This window comes from Streptomyces sp. MI02-7b, assembly GCF_033793585.1.
Lineage (GTDB): Bacteria > Actinomycetota > Actinomycetes > Streptomycetales > Streptomycetaceae > Actinacidiphila.
Map to the genome: position 1 here is coordinate 262,908 of NZ_JARAWX010000002.1, position 18,032 is coordinate 280,939.

General features: G+C 73.2%; 16 protein-coding genes. 10 read left to right on the top strand and 6 right to left on the bottom strand.

What is annotated here, in order from left to right; translation table 11 throughout:
* Positions 1-91: 91 nt before the first annotated feature.
* Positions 92-2,671, top strand: coding sequence for a valine--tRNA ligase (gene valS / locus PV364_RS03415; protein WP_319658089.1), 2,580 nt, complete (start codon positions 92-94; stop codon positions 2,669-2,671).
* 42 nt (positions 2,672-2,713) lie between these two features.
* Here the strand turns inward: valS and PV364_RS03420 are convergent, their stop codons facing one another.
* On the bottom strand, positions 2,714-3,952 hold the full coding sequence (locus PV364_RS03420; protein ID WP_319658091.1) for a citrate synthase: 1,239 nt from the start codon (positions 3,950-3,952) through the stop codon (positions 2,714-2,716).
* A 101-nt stretch (positions 3,953-4,053) separates the two neighbouring features.
* On the opposite strand from PV364_RS03420, the gene PV364_RS03425 reads away from it, so the two are divergent.
* Together PV364_RS03425 and PV364_RS03430 are read left to right on the top strand one after the other, a co-directional pair.
* Positions 4,054-5,208 (top strand): citrate synthase, encoded by a 1,155-nt coding sequence (locus PV364_RS03425; protein ID WP_319658346.1) that lies wholly within the window; start codon positions 4,054-4,056, stop codon positions 5,206-5,208.
* A 116-nt stretch (positions 5,209-5,324) separates the two neighbouring features.
* On the top strand, positions 5,325-5,750 hold the full coding sequence (locus PV364_RS03430) for a TOBE domain-containing protein (protein ID WP_319658093.1): 426 nt from the start codon (positions 5,325-5,327) through the stop codon (positions 5,748-5,750).
* 185 nt (positions 5,751-5,935) lie between these two features.
* On the opposite strand, the gene PV364_RS03435 is transcribed toward PV364_RS03430, so the two are convergent.
* The 3 genes from PV364_RS03435 to paaK all read right to left on the bottom strand — a co-directional run bounded on the left by PV364_RS03435 (position 5,936) and on the right by paaK (position 9,480).
* The gene (locus tag PV364_RS03435; RefSeq protein ID WP_319658094.1) at positions 5,936-7,039 is read right to left on the bottom strand and encodes a hypothetical protein; all 1,104 of its coding nucleotides are present in this window, start codon (positions 7,037-7,039) and stop codon (positions 5,936-5,938) included.
* Positions 7,040-7,061: 22 nt separating this feature from the next.
* Positions 7,062-8,003, bottom strand: a complete 942-nt coding sequence (locus tag PV364_RS03440; protein WP_319658095.1) for a lysylphosphatidylglycerol synthase transmembrane domain-containing protein — start codon at positions 8,001-8,003, stop codon at positions 7,062-7,064.
* A 175-nt stretch (positions 8,004-8,178) separates the two neighbouring features.
* Positions 8,179-9,480, bottom strand: a complete 1,302-nt coding sequence (gene paaK / locus PV364_RS03445; RefSeq protein ID WP_319658096.1) for a phenylacetate--CoA ligase PaaK — start codon at positions 9,478-9,480, stop codon at positions 8,179-8,181.
* 261 nt (positions 9,481-9,741) lie between these two features.
* Between paaK and PV364_RS03450 the strand changes: the two genes are divergently transcribed.
* From PV364_RS03450 to PV364_RS03465, 4 genes are all read left to right on the top strand, one after another.
* Positions 9,742-10,695: an NADPH:quinone oxidoreductase family protein gene (locus PV364_RS03450; RefSeq protein ID WP_319658097.1), complete on the top strand. Its 954-nt coding sequence runs from the start codon at positions 9,742-9,744 to the stop codon at positions 10,693-10,695.
* Between the two features lie 110 nt (positions 10,696-10,805).
* Positions 10,806-11,708: a zinc metalloprotease HtpX gene (gene htpX / locus PV364_RS03455; protein WP_319658099.1), complete on the top strand. Its 903-nt coding sequence runs from the start codon at positions 10,806-10,808 to the stop codon at positions 11,706-11,708.
* Positions 11,708-12,295 carry a PspA-associated protein PspAB gene (gene pspAB / locus PV364_RS03460; RefSeq protein WP_319658100.1) on the top strand — a complete coding sequence of 196 codons (588 nt, stop codon included), beginning with the start codon at positions 11,708-11,710 and terminating at the stop codon, positions 12,293-12,295. The genes htpX and pspAB overlap by 1 nt, the downstream gene beginning before the upstream one ends.
* A gap of 84 nt (positions 12,296-12,379) precedes the next feature.
* Positions 12,380-13,267 (top strand): hypothetical protein, encoded by an 888-nt coding sequence (locus PV364_RS03465; RefSeq protein WP_319658348.1) that lies wholly within the window; start codon positions 12,380-12,382, stop codon positions 13,265-13,267.
* Between the two features lie 6 nt (positions 13,268-13,273).
* Here the strand turns inward: PV364_RS03465 and PV364_RS03470 are convergent, their stop codons facing one another.
* The gene (locus tag PV364_RS03470; RefSeq protein ID WP_319658101.1) at positions 13,274-14,515 is read right to left on the bottom strand and encodes a phosphodiester glycosidase family protein; all 1,242 of its coding nucleotides are present in this window, start codon (positions 14,513-14,515) and stop codon (positions 13,274-13,276) included.
* A gap of 173 nt (positions 14,516-14,688) precedes the next feature.
* Positions 14,689-15,102: a PaaI family thioesterase gene (locus PV364_RS03475; RefSeq protein ID WP_319658102.1), complete on the bottom strand. Its 414-nt coding sequence runs from the start codon at positions 15,100-15,102 to the stop codon at positions 14,689-14,691.
* A gap of 153 nt (positions 15,103-15,255) precedes the next feature.
* Between PV364_RS03475 and PV364_RS03480 the strand changes: the two genes are divergently transcribed.
* The 3 genes from PV364_RS03480 to PV364_RS03490 are packed head-to-tail and all read left to right on the top strand — an operon-like array spanning position 15,256 to position 18,027.
* Positions 15,256-15,582 carry a metalloregulator ArsR/SmtB family transcription factor gene (locus PV364_RS03480; RefSeq protein WP_319658103.1) on the top strand — a complete coding sequence of 109 codons (327 nt, stop codon included), beginning with the start codon at positions 15,256-15,258 and terminating at the stop codon, positions 15,580-15,582.
* Positions 15,579-16,496, top strand: a complete 918-nt coding sequence (locus PV364_RS03485; RefSeq protein ID WP_319658104.1) for an SRPBCC family protein — start codon at positions 15,579-15,581, stop codon at positions 16,494-16,496. Before PV364_RS03480 ends, PV364_RS03485 begins: the two co-directional genes overlap by 4 nt.
* 4 nt (positions 16,497-16,500) lie before the next feature.
* Positions 16,501-18,027: a fatty acyl-CoA synthetase gene (locus PV364_RS03490; protein ID WP_319658105.1), complete on the top strand. Its 1,527-nt coding sequence runs from the start codon at positions 16,501-16,503 to the stop codon at positions 18,025-18,027.
* Positions 18,028-18,032 lie beyond the last annotated feature (5 nt).

The window sequence follows — 18,032 nt, forward strand, 5'->3', positions numbered from 1 at the left end:
AACAGCTCCCCAACGGGATGGTTCGTAACGCGGATGATTCGGCCCTTTAATCGTTCGGCACGGAGGCGATCCGTCCCTACGATGAGCGGGCATGACGCACTCGCCCCGTCGGCATCACGACGTCCCGGACAAGCCTTCCCTCGAAGGGCTCGAAGCGACCTGGTCGCGGCGCTGGGACGAGACGGGCGTACACCGCTTCGACCGTTCGCGGCCCCGCGAGGAGATCTTCTCGATCGACACGCCGCCGCCCACCGCCAGCGGCACCCTGCACATCGGCCATGTCTTCTCGTACACCCACACCGACACCGTCGCGCGCTACCACCGCATGCGCGGGAAGTCCGTCTTCTACCCGATGGGCTGGGACGACAACGGACTGCCGACCGAGCGCCGGGTGCAGAACGTCTACGGCGTCACCTGCGACGCGTCCCTCCCCTACGACCCGGACTTCACCCCGCCGGAACACCCCGGCGCGCGCCAGGTCCCCGTCTCCCGGCGGAACTTCATCGAGCTGTGCGAACGGCTCACCGCCGAGGACGAGCGGGCCTTCGAGGACCTGTGGCGCAGGCTCGGCCTGTCCGTCGACTGGACGCTGACCTACCGCACCGTCGGCGACCGTTCGCGCGCCGCCTCCCAGCGCGCCTTCCTGCGCAACCTCGCGCGCGGCGAGGCGTACACCGCGGAGGCGCCCACGCTGTGGGACACCACCTTCCGCACCGCCGTCGCCCAGGCGGAGTTGGAGGACCGCGAACGACCCGGCGCCTACCACAGGCTGGCCTTCCACCGCCCGGACGGCGAGCGGGTCGTCGTCGCCACCACCCGGCCCGAACTGCTGCCGGCCTGCGTCGCTCTGGTCGCCCACCCCGACGACCCGCGCTACCAGGCGCTGTTCGGCACGACGGTCCGCACCCCGGTCCTCGGCGTCGAGGTCCCCGTCCACGCCCACCGGCTGGCGGACCCGGACAAGGGCACCGGCATCGCCATGGTCTGCACCTTCGGTGACACCACGGACGTCACCTGGTGGCGCGAACTGCGGCTGCCCACCCGACCGGTGCTCGGCAGAGGCGGACGCTTCCTGCCCGACCCCCCGTCCGGACTGGACTCGGAGCAGGCCCGCACGGCGTACGCGCACCTGGCGGGCGCCACCGCCTTCACCGCGCGGGAACGCCTGCTGGGGCTGCTGCGCGCGAGCGGCGACCTCGAAGGCGAGCCCGAACCGGTCCTCCACGCCGTCAAGTTCTACGAGAAGGGCGACCGCCCGCTGGAGATCGTCACGACCCGGCAGTGGTACCTGCGCAACGGCGGCCGCGACGAGGCCCTGCGCGCCCGGCTCCTGGAGCGCGGCCGTGAGCTGCGCTGGCACCCGGAGCACATGCGCGTCCGGTACGAGAGCTGGGTCGGGGGACTCAACGGCGACTGGCTGATCAGCCGTCAGCGCTGGTTCGGTGTCCCGGTCCCCGTCTGGTATCCGCTGGACGCGGCGGGTGAGCCCGTCCACGACCGGCCCCTCGTCCCCGACGAGTCGGCGCTGCCCGTCGACCCCGGCAGCGACGTGCCCCCCGGCTACCGCGAGGAGCAGCGCGGCAGGCCGGGCGGTTTCACCGGTGACCCGGACGTCATGGACACCTGGGCGACCTCCTCGCTCACCCCGCAGATCGCGGGAGGCTGGGGTACGGACGACGAGCTGTTCGCCAAGGTCTTCCCGATGGACCTGCGCCCGCAGGCCCACGAGATCATCCGCACCTGGCTGTTCTCCACCGTGCTGCGCGCCGACACCGAGCACGGCACGCTGCCCTGGCGGCACGCCGCGATCTCCGGATGGATCCTGGACCCGGACCGCAAGAAGATGTCCAAGTCCCGGGGCAAGGCGATCACTCCGGGCGATCTGCTGGAGCAGCACGGCTCCGACGCCGTCCGCTATTGGGCGGCGAGTGCCCGGCCCGGCACGGACACCGCCTTCGACACCGGGCAGATGAGGATCGGCCGCCGGCTCGCCATCAAGATCCTCAACGCCAGCCGCTTCGTGCTCACGTCCGGCGCCGGCGCCGGCACCGCCACCGGGGGCGCGGCCGACCGGGCCGGTGGGGCCGAGGCGGTGACCACGCCGCTGGACCGGGCCCTGCTGGCCACGCTCGCGGACACCGTCCGCGCGGTGACGGACGCCATGGAGGAGTTCGACCACGCCCGCGCGCTGGAGCGCGCCGAGACCTTCTTCTGGCAGTTCTGCGACGACTACGTCGAACTCGTCAAGTCCCGCGCCTACGCAGGCGACGCCTCCGCCCTCGCCACGCTCTCCCTCGCCCTCTCCGTCCAACTGCGGCTCTTCGCGCCCTTCCTGCCCTTCGTCGCCGAGGAGGTCTGGTCCTGGTGGCAGGAGGGCTCCGTCCACCGGGCCCCCTGGCCCGACGCCGATGCCTTCGGCGCGGCTGCCGCCGACGGCGACCCGCTCGTCCTGGACACCGCGCGTGCGGCCGTCACCGCCGTTCGCAGGGCCAAGTCCGAGGCCCGGCTGTCCATGCGCACCGATGTCGCGGGGCTCGTCGTGACCGGCCCGGCGGCCGCCCTCGCCCGCTTCGCGCTCGTCGCCGACGAGGTCCGCGCGGCCGGCCGCGCCGGGTCGGTGGAACTCGCCCCGCCGTCCGGGGACGCGCTCGGGGTGGAAGTGCGCTTCTAGACGCCGCCGTGCTCTGTCCGTCCCCCCGTCCCGCCCTGCCCGCTACGGCACCGGGCGGGGCGGCCGCGGGCCCACGTAGTGGCCGCTGGGGCGCATGCGCAGGGGGCGTTCCCCGTACTCCTCCAGGGCATGGGCGATCCAGCCCGCCGTGCGGGCGACGGAGAACACCGTCTCGCCCGCCGCGGGAGGCATGCCGCAGGAGACCGAGAGCACGGCCAGCGCGAGATCGACGTTGGCGTGCAGCGGGGTGTCGCGGGACGCGGTCGTGACGACCTCGCGGGCGGCAGCGAGGGCCGGGCCGGCCTGGGGCACGTCCTGGAGCAGGCGGAAGAGCATGACCGCGCGCGGGTCCTCGCGGGGGTAGAGGCGGTGCCCCAGCCCCGGCACGTCCCGTCCGGCACGCAGGTGGTCGGCGACGACGGCGGCCGCGCTGCCCCGTTCCAGCACCTCCGCGAGCATGCGGTGGGCCAGTCCGCTCGCGGCGCCGTGCAGTGGGCCGTCGAGCGCGCCGAGGCCCGCCGAGACCACCGCGTACGGGTGTGCGCGGGCGGAGGCGGCGACGCGCGCGGCCAGCGTGGAGGCGGCCAGATCGTGGTCGATCAGCAGGACGAGGGCCGCGTCGAGCACCCGCAGTGACGCCTCGTCGGCCGGCCGCGCGGTCAGCCGCGACCACAGCCGCCACGCCGCCCGCCCCTCGCCGCGATGCTCCTGCCCGGCCGCGGGCAGCGCGTCGAGCAGCACGGGGATCAGCGTGCGCCCGACCCCCACCACCGCCTCGGGGGCGAGGTCGAAGCGCAGCGGGTCGGCGGCCGCCATGGCGATCACTGCCACCCGCAGCCGGTCCGTCGCGCCGCTGTGGCCGGGCAGCGCGGCCACCGCACGGCGGGCGGCGCTGAGGGCCTCCGGCGGCGAGGCGAAGCGTGTGCCGGGGGACATCACCCCGGTCCACAGCCAGTCCGCGGCCTCCTCGAAGCGGCGCCGTTCGGCGAGCGCGGTGGCGTCGACCCCGCGGTAGTAGTAGCGGTCGCCGTCGATGAGCGTGATGCCGGTCCGTACGGCGCCCACGCCGCTCCCGGCCCCGTCCTCGGAGGGGTGTTGCGCGGGGCGCCGTGTGCGGCGGACCAGTGCGTCGACCTCCCGGGCGTCGAAGGTGCTGCCCCGCCCGTCCGGCGCGCGGCGGCTGCCGAGCAGGCCGCGGCTGACGTAGGCGTACACCGTCTCGGGTTTCACGCCGAGCCGTTCGGCGGCCTGCCGGGTGGTGAGCCGTTCGTCGGTCGTCATGACTCCATCCCATCACACATTGATTCAATCAATATTGACGTGCATTGAATCAATGATGGATGGTCGAGTCACGTTCGAAGGAGGACACCACCGTGACCGTCATGCCCGTCACCCCCGACGTGCCCCGCGTACCCCGCGGACTCAAGGGCGTCGTCGTCACCGAGACCGCGCTCGGGGACGTCCGCGGCGCCGAGGGCTTCTACCACTACCGCCAGTACTCGGCCGTGGAACTCGCCCGGAGCCGGACCTTCGAGGACGTCTGGCACCTGATGCTGCTGGGTACGCTCCCCGACGCCGCCGGGCGGGCCGCCTTCGCCGCCCGCGTCGCGCCGCTGCGCCGGCTGCCGCGCGACATCCGGGACGCGCTGCCCGCCATCGCCCGCTCCGGCGCGCTCAGCGGACCGCTCGCCGGGCTGCGCACCGCGCTCTCGCTGCTGGGCGCGGCCGCGGGCTTCCGCCCGCTGTACGACATCGACGCCGAACGGCGGCTGGCCGACGCGCTGGCCGCGAGCGCGGCCGTGCCGACCCTGCTCACCGCCCTGTACCGGCTCGGGCAGGGACGGGAGCCAGTCGAGCCCCGTGACGACCTGCCCTTCGCGGCCAACTACCTGTACATGCTCACCGGAGAGGAACCCGACCCGGTGCGCGCGCGGGCGATCGAGCGGTACCTGATCTCCACGGTCGACCACGGCTTCAACGCGTCCACCTTCACCGGCCGCGTCATCGCCTCCACCGGCGCCGACCTCGCCGCGTGTCTCGTCGGCGCCGTGGGGGCGCTGTCCGGTCCGCTGCACGGCGGTGCGCCGAGCCGCGCGCTGGACACGCTCGACGCGATCGGCACCCCCGACCGCATCGACCCCTGGATTCGCGAACGCGTCCTGGCCGGCGACCGCATCATGGGCTTCGGCCACCCCGTCTACCGCACCGAGGACCCCCGCTCCCGGATGCTCCAGGAGATCGCCCGCGACTTCGGCGGCCCCCTGGTCGACTTCGCGCTCCAGGTCGAGGCCCGTGTCGAGGCGATCCTCGCCGAGCTCAAGCCGGGCCGCGAGCTGCACACCAATGTCGAGTTCTACGCGGGCGTGGTCATGGAACTGTGCGGGCTGCCTCGGGAGATGTTCACCCCGACCTTCGCCTGCGCCCGTGTCGTCGGCTGGTCGGCGAACATCCTGGAACAGGCGGAGGACAGCAAGATCATCCGACCGGCGGCGCGCTACGTCGGCCCGGTGCCGCCGCAGCCCGTGCCCGCGGTGTAGCGCCCGCGGCGGCGCGGGGGCCCGCACGCCCCGGGCACCCCGGGTACACCGCCGCCCGGGTCGTGCGCGCGGGTCGTTCCCCGCGCCGCGCGCCGGGCGGGCTTACGGTGCGGCACATGGCTCTGAGCATCCGCAACCAGATCGCCGGGAAGGCCGAGTCGGTGGTGACCGGCGAGGTCATGGCCGTGGTCACCGTGCATCTCGACGGCGGCGGCCCCGCCTTCACCGCCGCCGTGACCGCCGAGGCCGTCCGTGAACTCGGCATCATCCCCGGCGGCGGGGTGACCGTCCTGATCAAGGCGACCGAGATCTCGCTGGCCACGCCGCCGCTCCCCGGCGGCCTGACCATCCGCAACCGCGTCCCGGGCACGGTGACCGCGGTGACCCGGGGACAGGCGATGGCGACGGTGCGGATGGCGTTCGCGGGCGGCCGTGAACTCACCGCGGTGATCACCCGCGAGGCCCTCGAAGAACTCCGCCTGGCCGAGGGCTCCGAGGTCGTCGCCTTGGTGAAGTCGACCGACGTCGCCCTGTCGACCTAGTGCCGCATCGGGCAACGTTCGCCGAAGCGGGCGCAGGCCGCACGGCCGGGCGGTCTGCGCCCGCGCGGAACGACCACCCTCAGTACGCGGTGGCCACAGACCCGCCGCGGAGCGGGCCCCCCGCTTTCCGGGCCACTCGTTTTCCGGAACCGCCTCAGCCTGTCGCGCGCCCGCCGGGGAGCGGCCTAGCTCGCGCCCCGGCCCCGGCCGGCCGGCCTCCGGTCGACCGGCGTGATCGGCATCACCGTCTCCTCCAGGGTGCGGCGCGGACCGGACCAGGGCGCCGGGACCGCGTCCAAGAGGTACGCGAAGCGGTAGGCGAGATCCTCGTAGTTGACCCGCCATCCCCGGAAGTGCGGCCAGGCCTCCTCGGGGGTGCGCTCCAGCGGGTAGCCGTTCGCGGCGGCGTGCGCGACGGCCGCCGCGAAGTCCTCGTACGTCAGCCGGATCGACGTCTCGGGGGAGGGGTCCTGCTCGTACGGGATCCGCCAGATGTCGGCGATGTCGCGCAGGCACACGAAGCCCGCCCGCAGGGCGAGCCGTGCCTCGGCCTGGGGGCGGCCGGGGTTGAGGGCGAGCTGCAAGGCGGCGGCGTCCATCACCGCGAGGAGCGCGACCAGCCAGTTGCGGTTCGGCTGCGGCGAGCGGAAGCGGCTCAGCACTATGTAACTGGTGTGGCTCTCGCTGACCTCGGCCGCCCAGCGCTCCCAGTTGCGGAACATGTCCGCCAGGCTGTCGGTGACGCCGATCTGGGCGTAGCGCGCCAGGATCTCCGGCCCCCAGGGCGGGCTGCCGGCCCGGGCCTGCAGCAGGGTCACCTCGGCCTCGCGCCGGGAGTAGGCGGCGTACAGCGTCGGCAGGTAACCGATCTGCAGACCGATGGTGATGGGCCCGGTCGCCGCGGCGCAGAAGTCGATGACCGTCAGGTCCACGTGGTGACTGCTGGCGAAGCCCAGGGTGAACAGCGAGGACCCGGCCTCCCGCAGCGCGTCCAGGGCGTCGAGGTCGCTGGTGGAGGCCTGCAGCAGGGCGTATCCGGCCCAGAACGCGATCAGCCAGCTGACCAGGTTGAACAGGATGGACACCGCCGCCACCGGGGCGAGCACCCGGTCCTTGGCCTCGGGGGTGCGGCAGCGGTCGGCGACGAACTGGAACGGGAAGTGCACCACTGCGTGCACCGTCCGGGTGAAGCCGGATCTGGTCGGCCGGGGAATGACCAGGGTGCGCAGGACGGAGGAGAACGTCCCCCCGACGATCAGCGCACCGAGCAGGCCGTACAGGACACGCACTGGTCTTCCTTCCGGGGACGGGTCACAGCACCCGCCGGCGGACGAGGGCCGCGAGCACCAGCACGCCGGGCAGCAACGGCAACCATACGGTGACGATCCGGTACGCGAGCACCGCGGAGGTCGCCGCCACTCCGGTCGCCCCGGCGGTGACCAGCGCGAGGGCCAGCGCCACGTCCAGCGAACCGAGCCCGCCGGGCGTCGGCAGCAGCGAAGCGGCCGCGCTCCCGGCGAGGTACGCCAGGGCGACGTGCCCGGCCGGCACCGGCGCGTGCAGGGCACGGACGACCGCCATGAGCACCGCCGCGTGCATCACGGGGAAGGCCAGCGAACCGGTCCACAGTGCTGCCGCGCGCGAGGAACTGCCGTGCACGGCGCGGACGTCGGAGACCACCGTGCCGAGGAAGGAGGAGACCGTTCGGCGGACCTGGCGGACCGACAGCAGCGCCACGAGTACCGCGAACAGCGCGGCGCCGGCCGCCACGGCGAGCGCGGGGTGGGCCCGCAGGGGGACCACCTTGTGCAGGTCGAGCGCGTGCGGGAACACCGCCAGCAGGGCCGCGAGCAACGCCACCCGCACCACACAGGCCGCCAGCGCCCGTACCGCGAGCGCCGCCGCCGAACGGCTGGGGGACAGGCCGCAGCGGAGCAGGAACCGGAGGTTGACGGCGTTGCCGCCGAAGCCGGCCGGAAGGATGTGGTTGGCCGCCGAGGCCGCGAACTGCGTGGCCAGCAGCCGTCCCGCCGGGAGCTGTTCGAGGACCGCGCCCTGCTGGGCTGCGGCCGAGCAGACCCAGGCCAGGAGGGTCGCCGCACCCGCGGCGAGCAGCCACTCGCGGTCCGCGGAACCCAGCCGGTCGGTGCCCGCGTCGAAGGTCGGCCACTGGCGCAGCACGACGACGGCGACCAGCAGCAGTGGCACCACGGCGAGGATCTGACGCACTGGGATGCGCCGCACCATGCTCATCGCCCTTCCGGTTGGCGCGGTCTCCCGCGTCGCCGTGAGGCGCCCCCTCGCCCTGCACCGGCCGTACCTGTGCCCGACCATACGTGTCCGGGACCCGCACCGCTCATCCGCCGGGCCGACGACTGCCGCAGCGGCGGCGCGCCCGCGGCAACGTCCCCGCGGCAACGTCCCCGCGCTACCTTGCGCGCTCGTCCACGACGCGGCGTATCTTCCCGACCGAACGCTCCAGGGTCCCGGGATCGATGATCTCCACGGCCACCGTGACACCGACGGCCTCCTTCACTCCGCGCCCGATGGCCTCGGCCGCCGTCGCGCGCGCCTGCGGGTCGGCATCGGGCCGGGCCTCGGCGCGGACGGTGAGTTCGTCGAGCCGTCCGGTGCGGGTCAGGCGCAGCTGGAAGTGCGGTGCGACGCCCGCGGTGCGCAGCACGATCTCCTCGACCTGGGTGGGGAAGAGGTTGACGCCGCGAAGGATGATCATGTCGTCGCAGCGGCCGGTGATCTTCTCCATGCGCCGGAAGGCGGGCCGGGCGGTGCCCGGCAGCAGCCGGGTGAGGTCCCGGGTGCGGTAGCGGATGACCGGCATGGCCTCCTTGGTGAGCGAGGTGAAGACCAGTTCGCCGCTGTCGCCGGCGGGCATGACCTCGTCGGTGACCGGGTCCACGATCTCGGGGAGGAAGTGGTCCTCCCAGATGTGCAGGCCGTCCTTGGACTCCACGCACTCCTGCGCCACGCCGGGGCCGATCACTTCCGACAGCCCGTAGATGTCGACCGCGTCGATGCCGGCCCGCTCCTCGATCTCCTCGCGCATCGCCTCCGTCCACGGCTCGGCGCCGAAGACGCCGACACGCAGCGAGGTGGAGCGCGGGTCGACGCCCTGGTGCTCGAACTCGTCCAGCAGGGTGAGCATGTAGGACGGCGTCACCATGATGATCTCGGGGCGGAGGTCCTGGATGAGCCGCACCTGCCGCGCGGACATGCCGCCGGAGGCCGGGACGACCGTGCAGCCGAGGCGCTCCGCGCCGTAGTGCGCCCCCAGGCCGCCGGTGAACAGGCCGTACCCGTAGGCGATGTGCACCTTGTCGCCCGGCCGGGCGCCGGCGGCCCGCAGGGACCGGGCCACCACGTCGGACCAGGTCTCCACATCCCGCTCGGTGTAGCCGACGACGGTCGGCAGGCCGGTGGTGCCGCTGGACGCGTGGATCCGGCGAATGCGCGACTCCGGGACGGCGAACATGCCGTACGGGTACTGGTCCCGCAGGTCGGCCTTGGTGGTGAAGGGGAAACGGGCCAGGTCCGCCAGGGTGCGGCAGTCCTCCGGGCGGACGCCCGCCTTGTCGAAGGACGACCGGTAGAACGCCACGTTGTCGTACGCGTGCCGCAGCGTGCCCTGCAGGCGCCGCAGCTGCACGGCCTCCAGCTCCTGCCGGGACATCCGTTCGGCAGCGTCCAGAAACCCTTCGCCCGTGGCGCCCATGGCCCCCACCCTTCCCCAACCGATCGTTCGGTAGCCCTTGGCGGGACCAGTAATCCATCATCCGACCTGCACGTCAAGACACCCGCCGGACGCCTGTGGACAACCGGGTCGACAGGCCGTGGGGCTTCTGCTCCGGCGGGCCGCCACGGTCCCCGCCGCGCACCGGCCGCCGTCACATACCGACTGGTCGGTGTTCCGGGTTTTCGGGGATATCGTGATCCCGGACGACACGACGGACGTACCCAAGCGGAGGGAGTCGCGGTGCGCGCGATCCAGATCACCGAGTTCGGCGGGCCGGAGGTGCTGCGGCAGGTGGAGCTGCCCGACCCCGTGCCGGGGCCCGGGCAGCTCCTGGTCGAGGTCACCTCGGCGGGCGTCAACTACGCCGACACCCACATGGTCGAGAACTCCTACCTCTCCAAGGCCACCCTGCCGCTGGTCCCCGGGGCCGAGGTCGCGGGCCGCACTCCGGACGGCCGTCGTGTGGTCGCCCTGACCGACAACGGCGGCTACGCCGAGAAGGCCGTCGTCGAGGAGTACCTCGCCCACGACATCCCCGAGGGCGTCAGCGACGGGCAGGCGCTCGCCCTGGTCGTCCAGGGGCTCACCGCGTGGCACCTGCTCCGCACCTCCGCCCGGATGGCCGAGGGCGAGTCCGTCGTCGTGCACGCCGCCGCGGGCGGCACCGGCTCGCTCGCCGTCCAGCTCGCCAAGGCGTTCGGCGCGGGACGGGTCATCGCCACCGCCTCCTCGAAGGAGAAGCGAGACCTGGCCCTGGAACTGGGCGCTGACGTCGCGCTGGACGGAGCCCCGGAGGGCCTGAAGGAGCGCCTGACCGAGGCCAACGGCGGCAAGAAGGTCGACATCGTCCTGGAGATGACCGGCGGCCCGGTCTTCGACGCCTCCCTCGCCGCGCTGGCGCCCTTCGGCCGCCTGGTCGCCTACGGCCTCGCCTCCCGGGTCCCGCCCACGCCCGTGCAGGCCGCCCAGCTCATGGGCCGGTCGCGCGCCGTCGTCGGTTTCTGGCTGATGCACTGCCTGGGCCGCCCCGGCATGTACCGCGAGCCCATGGCCGAGCTGCTGGCGATGACCGCCGAGGGCCGGCTGCGGCCGCAGGCGGGCGGCGTCTACCCGCTCTCCGAGGTGGCCCGGGCGCACGAGGACCTCCGGGCCCGGCGCACTTACGGCAAGCTGACGCTGGACGCGGCACGCTGATCCCGTACTCCGGCCGCGCCGTCGCGACCCGCCCATCGGCGCCTCCGCGGAGGCACAATCGAAGCGGAGCACGACGCCGCGGCCGGCGGCCCGAGGACACGGGAGGGGCCATGGACAGGACCCGATTCGCCCCCGACAAGGGGCTGACCACGCGCATGGTGGTCACCATGTTCATGATCGGGCTGCTGTACGTCGTGTTCGTCGGCGCGCTCCTGGCCCTGCTGCGCGGCGCCTGGCCGCTGATCCTGATCGTGGCCGGGGGTCTGTTCATCGCCCAGTTCTGGTTCAGCGACCGGATCGCCGCCTTCAGCATGGGCGCCCGCGAGGTGACCCCCGAGCAGGCACCCGAGCTGCACGGCGTCGTGGACCGGATCTGCGCCCTGGCGGACATGCCCAAGCCGCGGGTCGCCATCGCCGACAGCGACGTGCCCAACGCCTTCGCCACCGGCCGGAACGAGAAGGCCGCTCTGGTGTGCGCCACGACCGGACTGCTGCGCAGACTGGAGCCCGACGAGCTGGAGGGCGTCATCGCCCACGAGCTCTCCCACGTCGCCCATCGCGACGTCGCGGTGATGACCATCGCGTCGTTCCTGGGCGTGCTCGCCGGCATGATCACCCGGATCGGGCTGTGGGGCGGCCTCGGCCGCAGCAGCCGCGACCCCGGCACGACCATCATCGTCATCCTGATACCGCTGGTCAGCGCCATAGTGTACGCGGTGAGCTTCCTGCTCACCCGGATGCTGTCGCGCTACCGCGAGCTGTCCGCCGACCGCTCCGCCGCGATGCTCACCGGACGCCCCTCCTCGCTCGCGTCCGCCCTCACCAAGGTCACCGGCCAGATGGCGCGCATCCCGACGGAGGATCTGCGCAAGGCGGAGCCGTTCAACGCCTTCTACTTCGCGCCCGCCCTCGCCGGCGGTCAGAGCCTGGCGCAGCTGCTGTCGACGCACCCCACCCTGGAACAGCGGCTGGCGCAGCTCGGCCGGATCTCCGCCGAACTGGGGCGGCGCTGATGGGGCTGTTCGACGCGCTCCTCGGCCGCAGCAAGCCCGTCAAGCCCGACCTGGACCAGCTCTTCGGGCTGCCGTCGGCCGCCGTGACCCTGGAGGCCGGTGCCGGATTCCGGCCGACCGGGGTCGGCTCCGTGTGCTTCGCCGCCGTGGAGGGCGGCGCCTTCGCGGAGGTCCAGCAGGACGTCCGCGCCCTGCTCGACCTCGACACCGGGCAGGGCGGCGTCCCCGTCGAGTCCACGCGGGACGCGTACGGCTACACCTGGCTCGTGGCACGCCACCCCGCGGACGACATGCCGACGCTGGTGGGCGACCTGCACGCGGTCAACTCGGCCCTGGAGAGCCATGGCTTCGGTCCGCAACTCCTCTGCTCGCTGGCCGGCTTCCGCGACGACTCCGGCCGCTCGCTGGCACTGGTCTACCTCTACAAACGAGGCACCTTCTACCCGCTGAGCGTCCGCCCCGGCGAGCAGAAACGCGACAACGCCCTGGAGTTGCAGGTGGCCGGGCTGCTCAAGAACGACCTGCGCGTGGAGGAGGACCTCAGCCGCTGGTTCCCCCTGTGGGGCGCGCCCGGCATGGGGGACTGACGGCCCGGCCGTCCCTCGCGGCCGCACGCCTGCGACACTGGGGTGGCCGCGTTCCTTCGCCCGCGAGGTGATTGCTTGACCACGGTGGCACTGCGTTCCCACGCACTGTTGCCTCGTCAGTACGACGACCGGAAAGTCCTGGTCACCACGGTGGATGCCTGGGGGAGAGCCCTTTGGCTGCTGTGCCCCACCGCGGACCTGGAACCGAACCCCTACGGACGGCCTCGCCCCCGGCCCCGGGGGTACCCGTACGAGGCCGTGCTCGTCATCAGCGAGGGAAAGGACGTGCGGGAGCGCGTCCTGCGCGACGTGACCCTGTTGCCCTCGGAAGTGGACGCCCTGCCCAATGGGCGGTTCGTCCTGCAAGGCCTCGATCCCCAGGGGGAGCGCAACGCCCGCATATACGGCCGTGACGGCCGTATGCGCCACAGCTTCGCCATGGGTGCCGTGGTGGAGTTCATGATGGCCGACCGCCGGAACAACCTCTGGAGCGCCTACGGCGACGAGGGGGTGTACAGCGATCCGATCAGTGCCGCGGGTCTCGTCCGCTGGGACAGTGGCGGCAATCGGCAGTGGGCCTATACGGCGCCACGGGGCGTCGAGTACATCGACAGCGTCTACGCCCTCAACGTCACCGACACGGTCGCCTGGGCGACCTACTACCCGACTTTCCCGTTGCTCGAGGTGCGGGCCAATGGGCGCTTCCACCTGCGGAAGAACCCGGTGGGCCATTTCTGGGGCATGGCCGTACGGGGCGACCGGATCTTGACCCTCGGCGGAGGCCCACGCGAACGTACGGACACGTTGCACCACCTCCTACTCACCGAGCGGCAGGCCGTTGTGGTGGGCGAGGCCCGGCTCACCATGCCCAACGGGGCGCCGTTCCGTCGGTACGCACGTCCCGTCGGCCGGGGAGAGCGCCTGTATCTGCGGGGCAGGTCCGCCCGGCAGTGGTACGTGGTGGAGGTGTGAACCGGGTCAGCGGCGGGTCGTGAACACGCCGATGCCGTTGGCGACCGCGCGTTCGACCCCGCCGGTGGGGTGGTTGCGCACGGTGACGCGGGGCGCGCCGGGGGAGCGGGTGACCAGGGTGGACGAGCCGCCGCCGTCGAGGTTGACGGCCGCGTCGGTGCCCAGCGCGTACATCAGGCCCGCCAGTTCACGGACCGTCAGTCCCGCGCCGCTCTCGGCGTTGCCGTCCAGGGCCATCAGGTACAGCGTCCGCCCGTCGTTGCCGAAGCCCGCGGCCGTGCGGGTCGCCGCCGTGCCGTTCTCCAGTCCCGCGAGCGGGGTGCGGTCGCGCAGGATGGGGTAGCCCCCCACGGCGAAGCGGAGGTCGCCCTGGCGGGAGACGGGCAGCAGCCGGCTCCGCACGACCACGGGCCGGCCCGGCACGAGCCCGCGCAGGGCGCGCGCCCCGTCCTCGCGACCGAGCAGGACGACCGTGCCCGGGGGGATCGCGCCGCGGCCCGGGGTGGTGGCCGTCCTCGTGACCCGGCCGTTCCTGACGGTGACTTCGTAGGTGTTCCTGCCGCACGGGTCGGCCCGGCGGACGTCGCTGCCGCAGACCGCCCGCCGCCGTGAGGCGGTGCCCCAGTCGGCGGTGTACGCGCCCACGCCGTTCTGCGGCAGCGCGTACTGGTTGAAGCCGCGCAGCGGGAGCGTGCTCCGGCCGGAGCGCACCGTGCCGACCAGGCGGAGCCGGTCGAGGCGGGCCTTGCGGTCGAAGCCGATACCGAGGACGTTCTCGGTCGTGGTGCCCGGTGGCAGCGAGGGGCCGAACCGCTGGCTCGACGGCACCGCGGACTTGAGCTGCCGGCCGTGGGCGACCGCGGGGCCCACGGGGGCACCCGTCGCCGGGACGCCCGGGTGCTGGGTCTCGCTCATGTGGAAGAAGTCCGCGTTGATCCCGGCCACGGCGTGCGCGGCGTCGGCCAGCCGGGACACCGTGCCGCGCCCCGCGACGGTACCCGGGTACAGCAGGTCCACGGACACGTCCCTCCGGCGCAGATCCACCGTCAGCAGGTGCCCGTGAGCGGTGCCGTGGGATCCCGCGTAGTCGAACCTGCGGTAGTCCACGCCCGGTGCCAGTGTCGTACGGGGCGCGTAGCGCACGCCCTTGCCGGTCGCCGCGACCGCGCCGCCGGCGCCCGCGAGGAGCGTGCCCAGCGCCAGGACCACGGTGATCGCCGGGCGTACCCGGCCCCAACGTCGGTTCATCGTCACCCCAGCTGGACGCCGTTCATCTGATGTCTGATGGAAGGTCAATCGTTTCCCGCGAGCGGCACGGTGGAGGTGCACCACGCCGCGCGAGCGCGAGATCGCGGCTGCGCACGGGGAGGACGGGTGACGAACCGCCCCGTCACCGCCCCCCGCGCGCGACGGCCGGCGGGTCAGCCGGGGAAGGCGTACACCGTGGTCGCGTGGGCCGCGGGCTCATCGGCGCCCACCGGGGTCATCTCGACGTCGATGAAGCCCAGTCGCCGGCCCAGCTTGGTGACGCGGGCGGTGACGAGGACGTCGGCGCCGATCACGGCGCGCTGGAAGGTCGTCGACTGCTGGACCGTCGTCATGGGACCGAAGCCGCCGCGCGCGGCGGACACGGCGATCACGGTCGCGGTGTCGGCGGCGGCCATCAGCGCCTGGCCGGACAGGCCGCCGCCCTCGCGGGCCAGCCGGTCCGACCACGGCAGCCGCAGGATCGCGTGGCGTTCACCGGTCTCCTCTACCGTCAGACCCAGATCCCGAACCCAGGGGGCGAAGTTGTCGGCCAGTACCTTGTCCGCCTCTGCGGTGGTGATCGTCACGCGCGACATTCTCCCGTTCACAACACGTCACCACCAGGGCGCGTACGGTCGCTTTCCGCGCCCTGCGTGCCCGCCCGTGCGCATCGGGACGGAGGTTTGGCCTCCCCGGTACATGCCGTTGCGCGTATATAGCCAACGAAGTATGTTCGAAGGGTGCCCCTTCCCTTCGACGTGCTCGCGGAACCGACCCGGCGGCGGATCCTGGACCTTCTGCTGGAGCGTCCCCGGCTGGTCGGCGAACTCACCGAGCGGCTGGGGCTGAGCCAGCCCGGCACCTCCAAGCACCTGAGAGTGCTGCGCGAGGCAGGCCTGGTGCGGGTGCGCGCCGAGGCCCAGCGCAGGTGGTACGAGCTGTGTCCCGAGCCGCTGCGCGAGGTCGACGCCTGGCTCACCCCCTACCGCAGCCTGTGGGGCGCCGGACTCGACGCGCTGGAGCGGCACTTGGACGCGATGCCCGACGAGACGGAGGAACCCCGATGACCGGTGAGGCCCCCGAGACCCCCGAGACCCTGACCACCGCGGCGGACGGCCGCACCGCCCTGCGGATGGTGCGCCGGCTCGCCCACCCGCCGGAGAAGGTCTGGCGTGCCCTGACCGAACCCGGACATCTCGCCCACTGGTTCCCCTCCGACGTGGAGATGGAGCTGCGGCCCGGCGGCAAGGTGCGTTTCGCCTTCCGGCACGGCGAGATGCCCGATCTCGACGGCGAGGTCACCGAGGTGGACCCGCCCCGCGTGCTCGCCTACACCTGGGGCGGCGATCTGCTGCGCTGGGAGGTGGAGCCCGCGGCCTCCGGGTCCGTGCTCACCCTCACCCACACCTTCGCCGACCGCCCCGGTGCCGCGAGCTTCGCCTCCGGCTGGGACACCTGCATCGCGGGCATCGACCCGGCCCTGGACGGCCGCCCCACGCCCCCGCCCGGCGACATCAACGCCAAGCACGAGCGCTTCGTGGCGGTGTTCGGGCTGGACCAGGGGACCGTTGAGGCCCTTGAGGCCGGTGTGCCCGCCGCGGACGGCGAGGAGGGCTGGCGGGTGCGCTTCGAACGGCAACTCACCCAGCCCGCCGCGACGGTCTGGCGCACCCTGCTCGGCAAGGTCGTCGCCCCCGAGGTCGGCGGCACCGTGCCCAGCGGCTTCGCGACCGGGGAATTCGGCCACGGCCCGGTGTCCGAGGTGCGGGCGCCGGTCCTGCTGGCCTACGCCTGGGACCAGGACGGCCGGTACGGGGGCACGGTGCGCTGGGAACTGACCGAGGGCACCGGCCACGGGGCCCGGCTGATCCTCACGCACACCGGCTCCGCGGAATTCGCCGGCCGGCGCTCCGCCGCCCTCGACGCCTGGCACGACCATGTCGAGGATCTCGCCAGGAGGCTGGCGGAGATGCCACGCTGACGCCATGGTGGCGACGACGCACGGCAACACGGTCGACGGAGTCCTGCGGCGCAGCGCGCGCCGCGTGCCGGAGCGGACGGCGGTGCGCTTCGCCGACCGGGCCTGGACGTACCGCGAACTGGACGACGCGGTCTCCGCGGCCGCGGCCGTGCTCCTGGCCGAGGGACTGCGGCCGGGCGACCGCGTCGCCGCCTACGGCCACAACTCGGACGCCTACCTGATCGGCTTCCTCGGCTGCGCGCGGGCCGGGCTGGTGCACGTACCCGTCAACCACCACCTGGCGGGCGAGGACCTGCGCTACCTCGTCGAGCAGTCCGGCAGCGCCCTCGTCCTCACCGACCCCGCGCTCGCCGGGCGGCTGCCGGCGGGCGTGCGCACCCTCGCGCTGCGCGACACGGAGCAGAGCCTGCTCGCCCGGCTCGCGACCGCCGCGCCGGCCGGCGACCTGATGCCGCCCGGCAGCGAGGAGCTGGCCCAACTGCTCTACACCTCGGGCACCACGGCCCTCCCCAAGGGCGCGATGATGACGCACCGCGCCCTGGTGCACGCATACGTCAGCGCCATCGTCGCGCTGGACCTGAAGGAGACCGACCGGCCGCTGCACTCGCTGCCGCTGTACCACTCGGCGCAGCTGCACGTCTTCCTGCTGCCCTATCTGGCGGTCGGCGCGGAGAACACCATCGTCGCGGCACCCGACCCCGTCACGGTCTTCGACGCGGTCGAGGCCGGCCGCGCCGACAGCCTCTTCGCGCCGCCGACGGTGTGGATCGCGCTCGCCAACCACCCGCAGTTCGCCACCCGCGACCTGCGGGCGCTGCGCAAGGCGTACTACGGAGCGTCGATCATGCCGGTCCCGGTGCTGGAGCGGCTGCGCGGACGGCTGCCGGACCTGGCCTTCTACAACTGCTTCGGGCAGAGCGAGATCGGGCCCCTCGCCACCGTGCTCGGACCGGACGAGCACGAGGGCCGGATGGACTCCTGCGGCCGGCCGGTGCTGTTCGTGGAGGCCAAGGTCGTCGACGACTCCGGCAAGGACGTCCCCGACGGCACCCCCGGCGAGGTCGTCTACCGCTCGCCGCAGTTGTGCGAGGGCTACTGGGACAAGCCCGAGGAGACCGCGGAGGCCTTCCGCGACGGCTGGTTCCACTCGGGGGACCTGGCGGTGCGGGACGCGCAGGGCTTCTTCACCGTCGTGGACCGGGTGAAGGACGTCATCAACTCCGGGGGCGTGCTGGTGGCGTCGCGGCAGGTGGAGGACGCCCTGTACGGCCACCCCGCGGTCGCCGAGGTCGCGGTCGTCGGTCTGCCCGACGAGCGGTGGATCGAGGCGATCACCGCCGTCGTCGTCGTGCGCGAGCAGGTGGTCGTCACCGAGCAGGAGCTGATCGCCTTCGCCCGGGAGCGGCTGGCCGGCTTCAAGACGCCCAAGCGCGTGGTGCTGGTGGACGGCCTGCCGCGCAACGCCAGCGGCAAGATCCTCAAGCGGGAGCTGCGGGACCGCTACGCGGCCGAACCGGCCGGCGAGGCGTAGAGCGC

Bases quoted from the DNA above. Each gene is read 5' to 3' on its own strand.
- PV364_RS03430 (WP_319658093.1), top strand. From the start codon at position 5,325: ATGGCTCTGAGCATCCGCAACCAGATCGCCGGGAAGGCCGAGTCGGTG.
- PV364_RS03440 (WP_319658095.1), bottom strand. From the start codon at position 8,003: ATGAGCATGGTGCGGCGCATCCCAGTGCGTCAGATCCTCGCCGTGGTG.
- PV364_RS03425 (WP_319658346.1), top strand. From the start codon at position 4,054: ATGCCCGTCACCCCCGACGTGCCCCGCGTACCCCGCGGACTCAAGGGC.
- PV364_RS03485 (WP_319658104.1), top strand. From the start codon at position 15,579: ATGACCGGTGAGGCCCCCGAGACCCCCGAGACCCTGACCACCGCGGCG.
- htpX (WP_319658099.1), top strand. From the start codon at position 10,806: ATGGACAGGACCCGATTCGCCCCCGACAAGGGGCTGACCACGCGCATG.
- PV364_RS03420 (WP_319658091.1), bottom strand. From the start codon at position 3,952: ATGACGACCGACGAACGGCTCACCACCCGGCAGGCCGCCGAACGGCTC.
- PV364_RS03490 (WP_319658105.1), top strand. From the start codon at position 16,501: ATGGTGGCGACGACGCACGGCAACACGGTCGACGGAGTCCTGCGGCGC.
- pspAB (WP_319658100.1), top strand. From the start codon at position 11,708: ATGGGGCTGTTCGACGCGCTCCTCGGCCGCAGCAAGCCCGTCAAGCCC.
- PV364_RS03470 (WP_319658101.1), bottom strand. From the start codon at position 14,515: ATGAACCGACGTTGGGGCCGGGTACGCCCGGCGATCACCGTGGTCCTG.
- valS (WP_319658089.1), top strand. From the start codon at position 92: ATGACGCACTCGCCCCGTCGGCATCACGACGTCCCGGACAAGCCTTCC.
- paaK (WP_319658096.1), bottom strand. From the start codon at position 9,480: ATGGGCGCCACGGGCGAAGGGTTTCTGGACGCTGCCGAACGGATGTCC.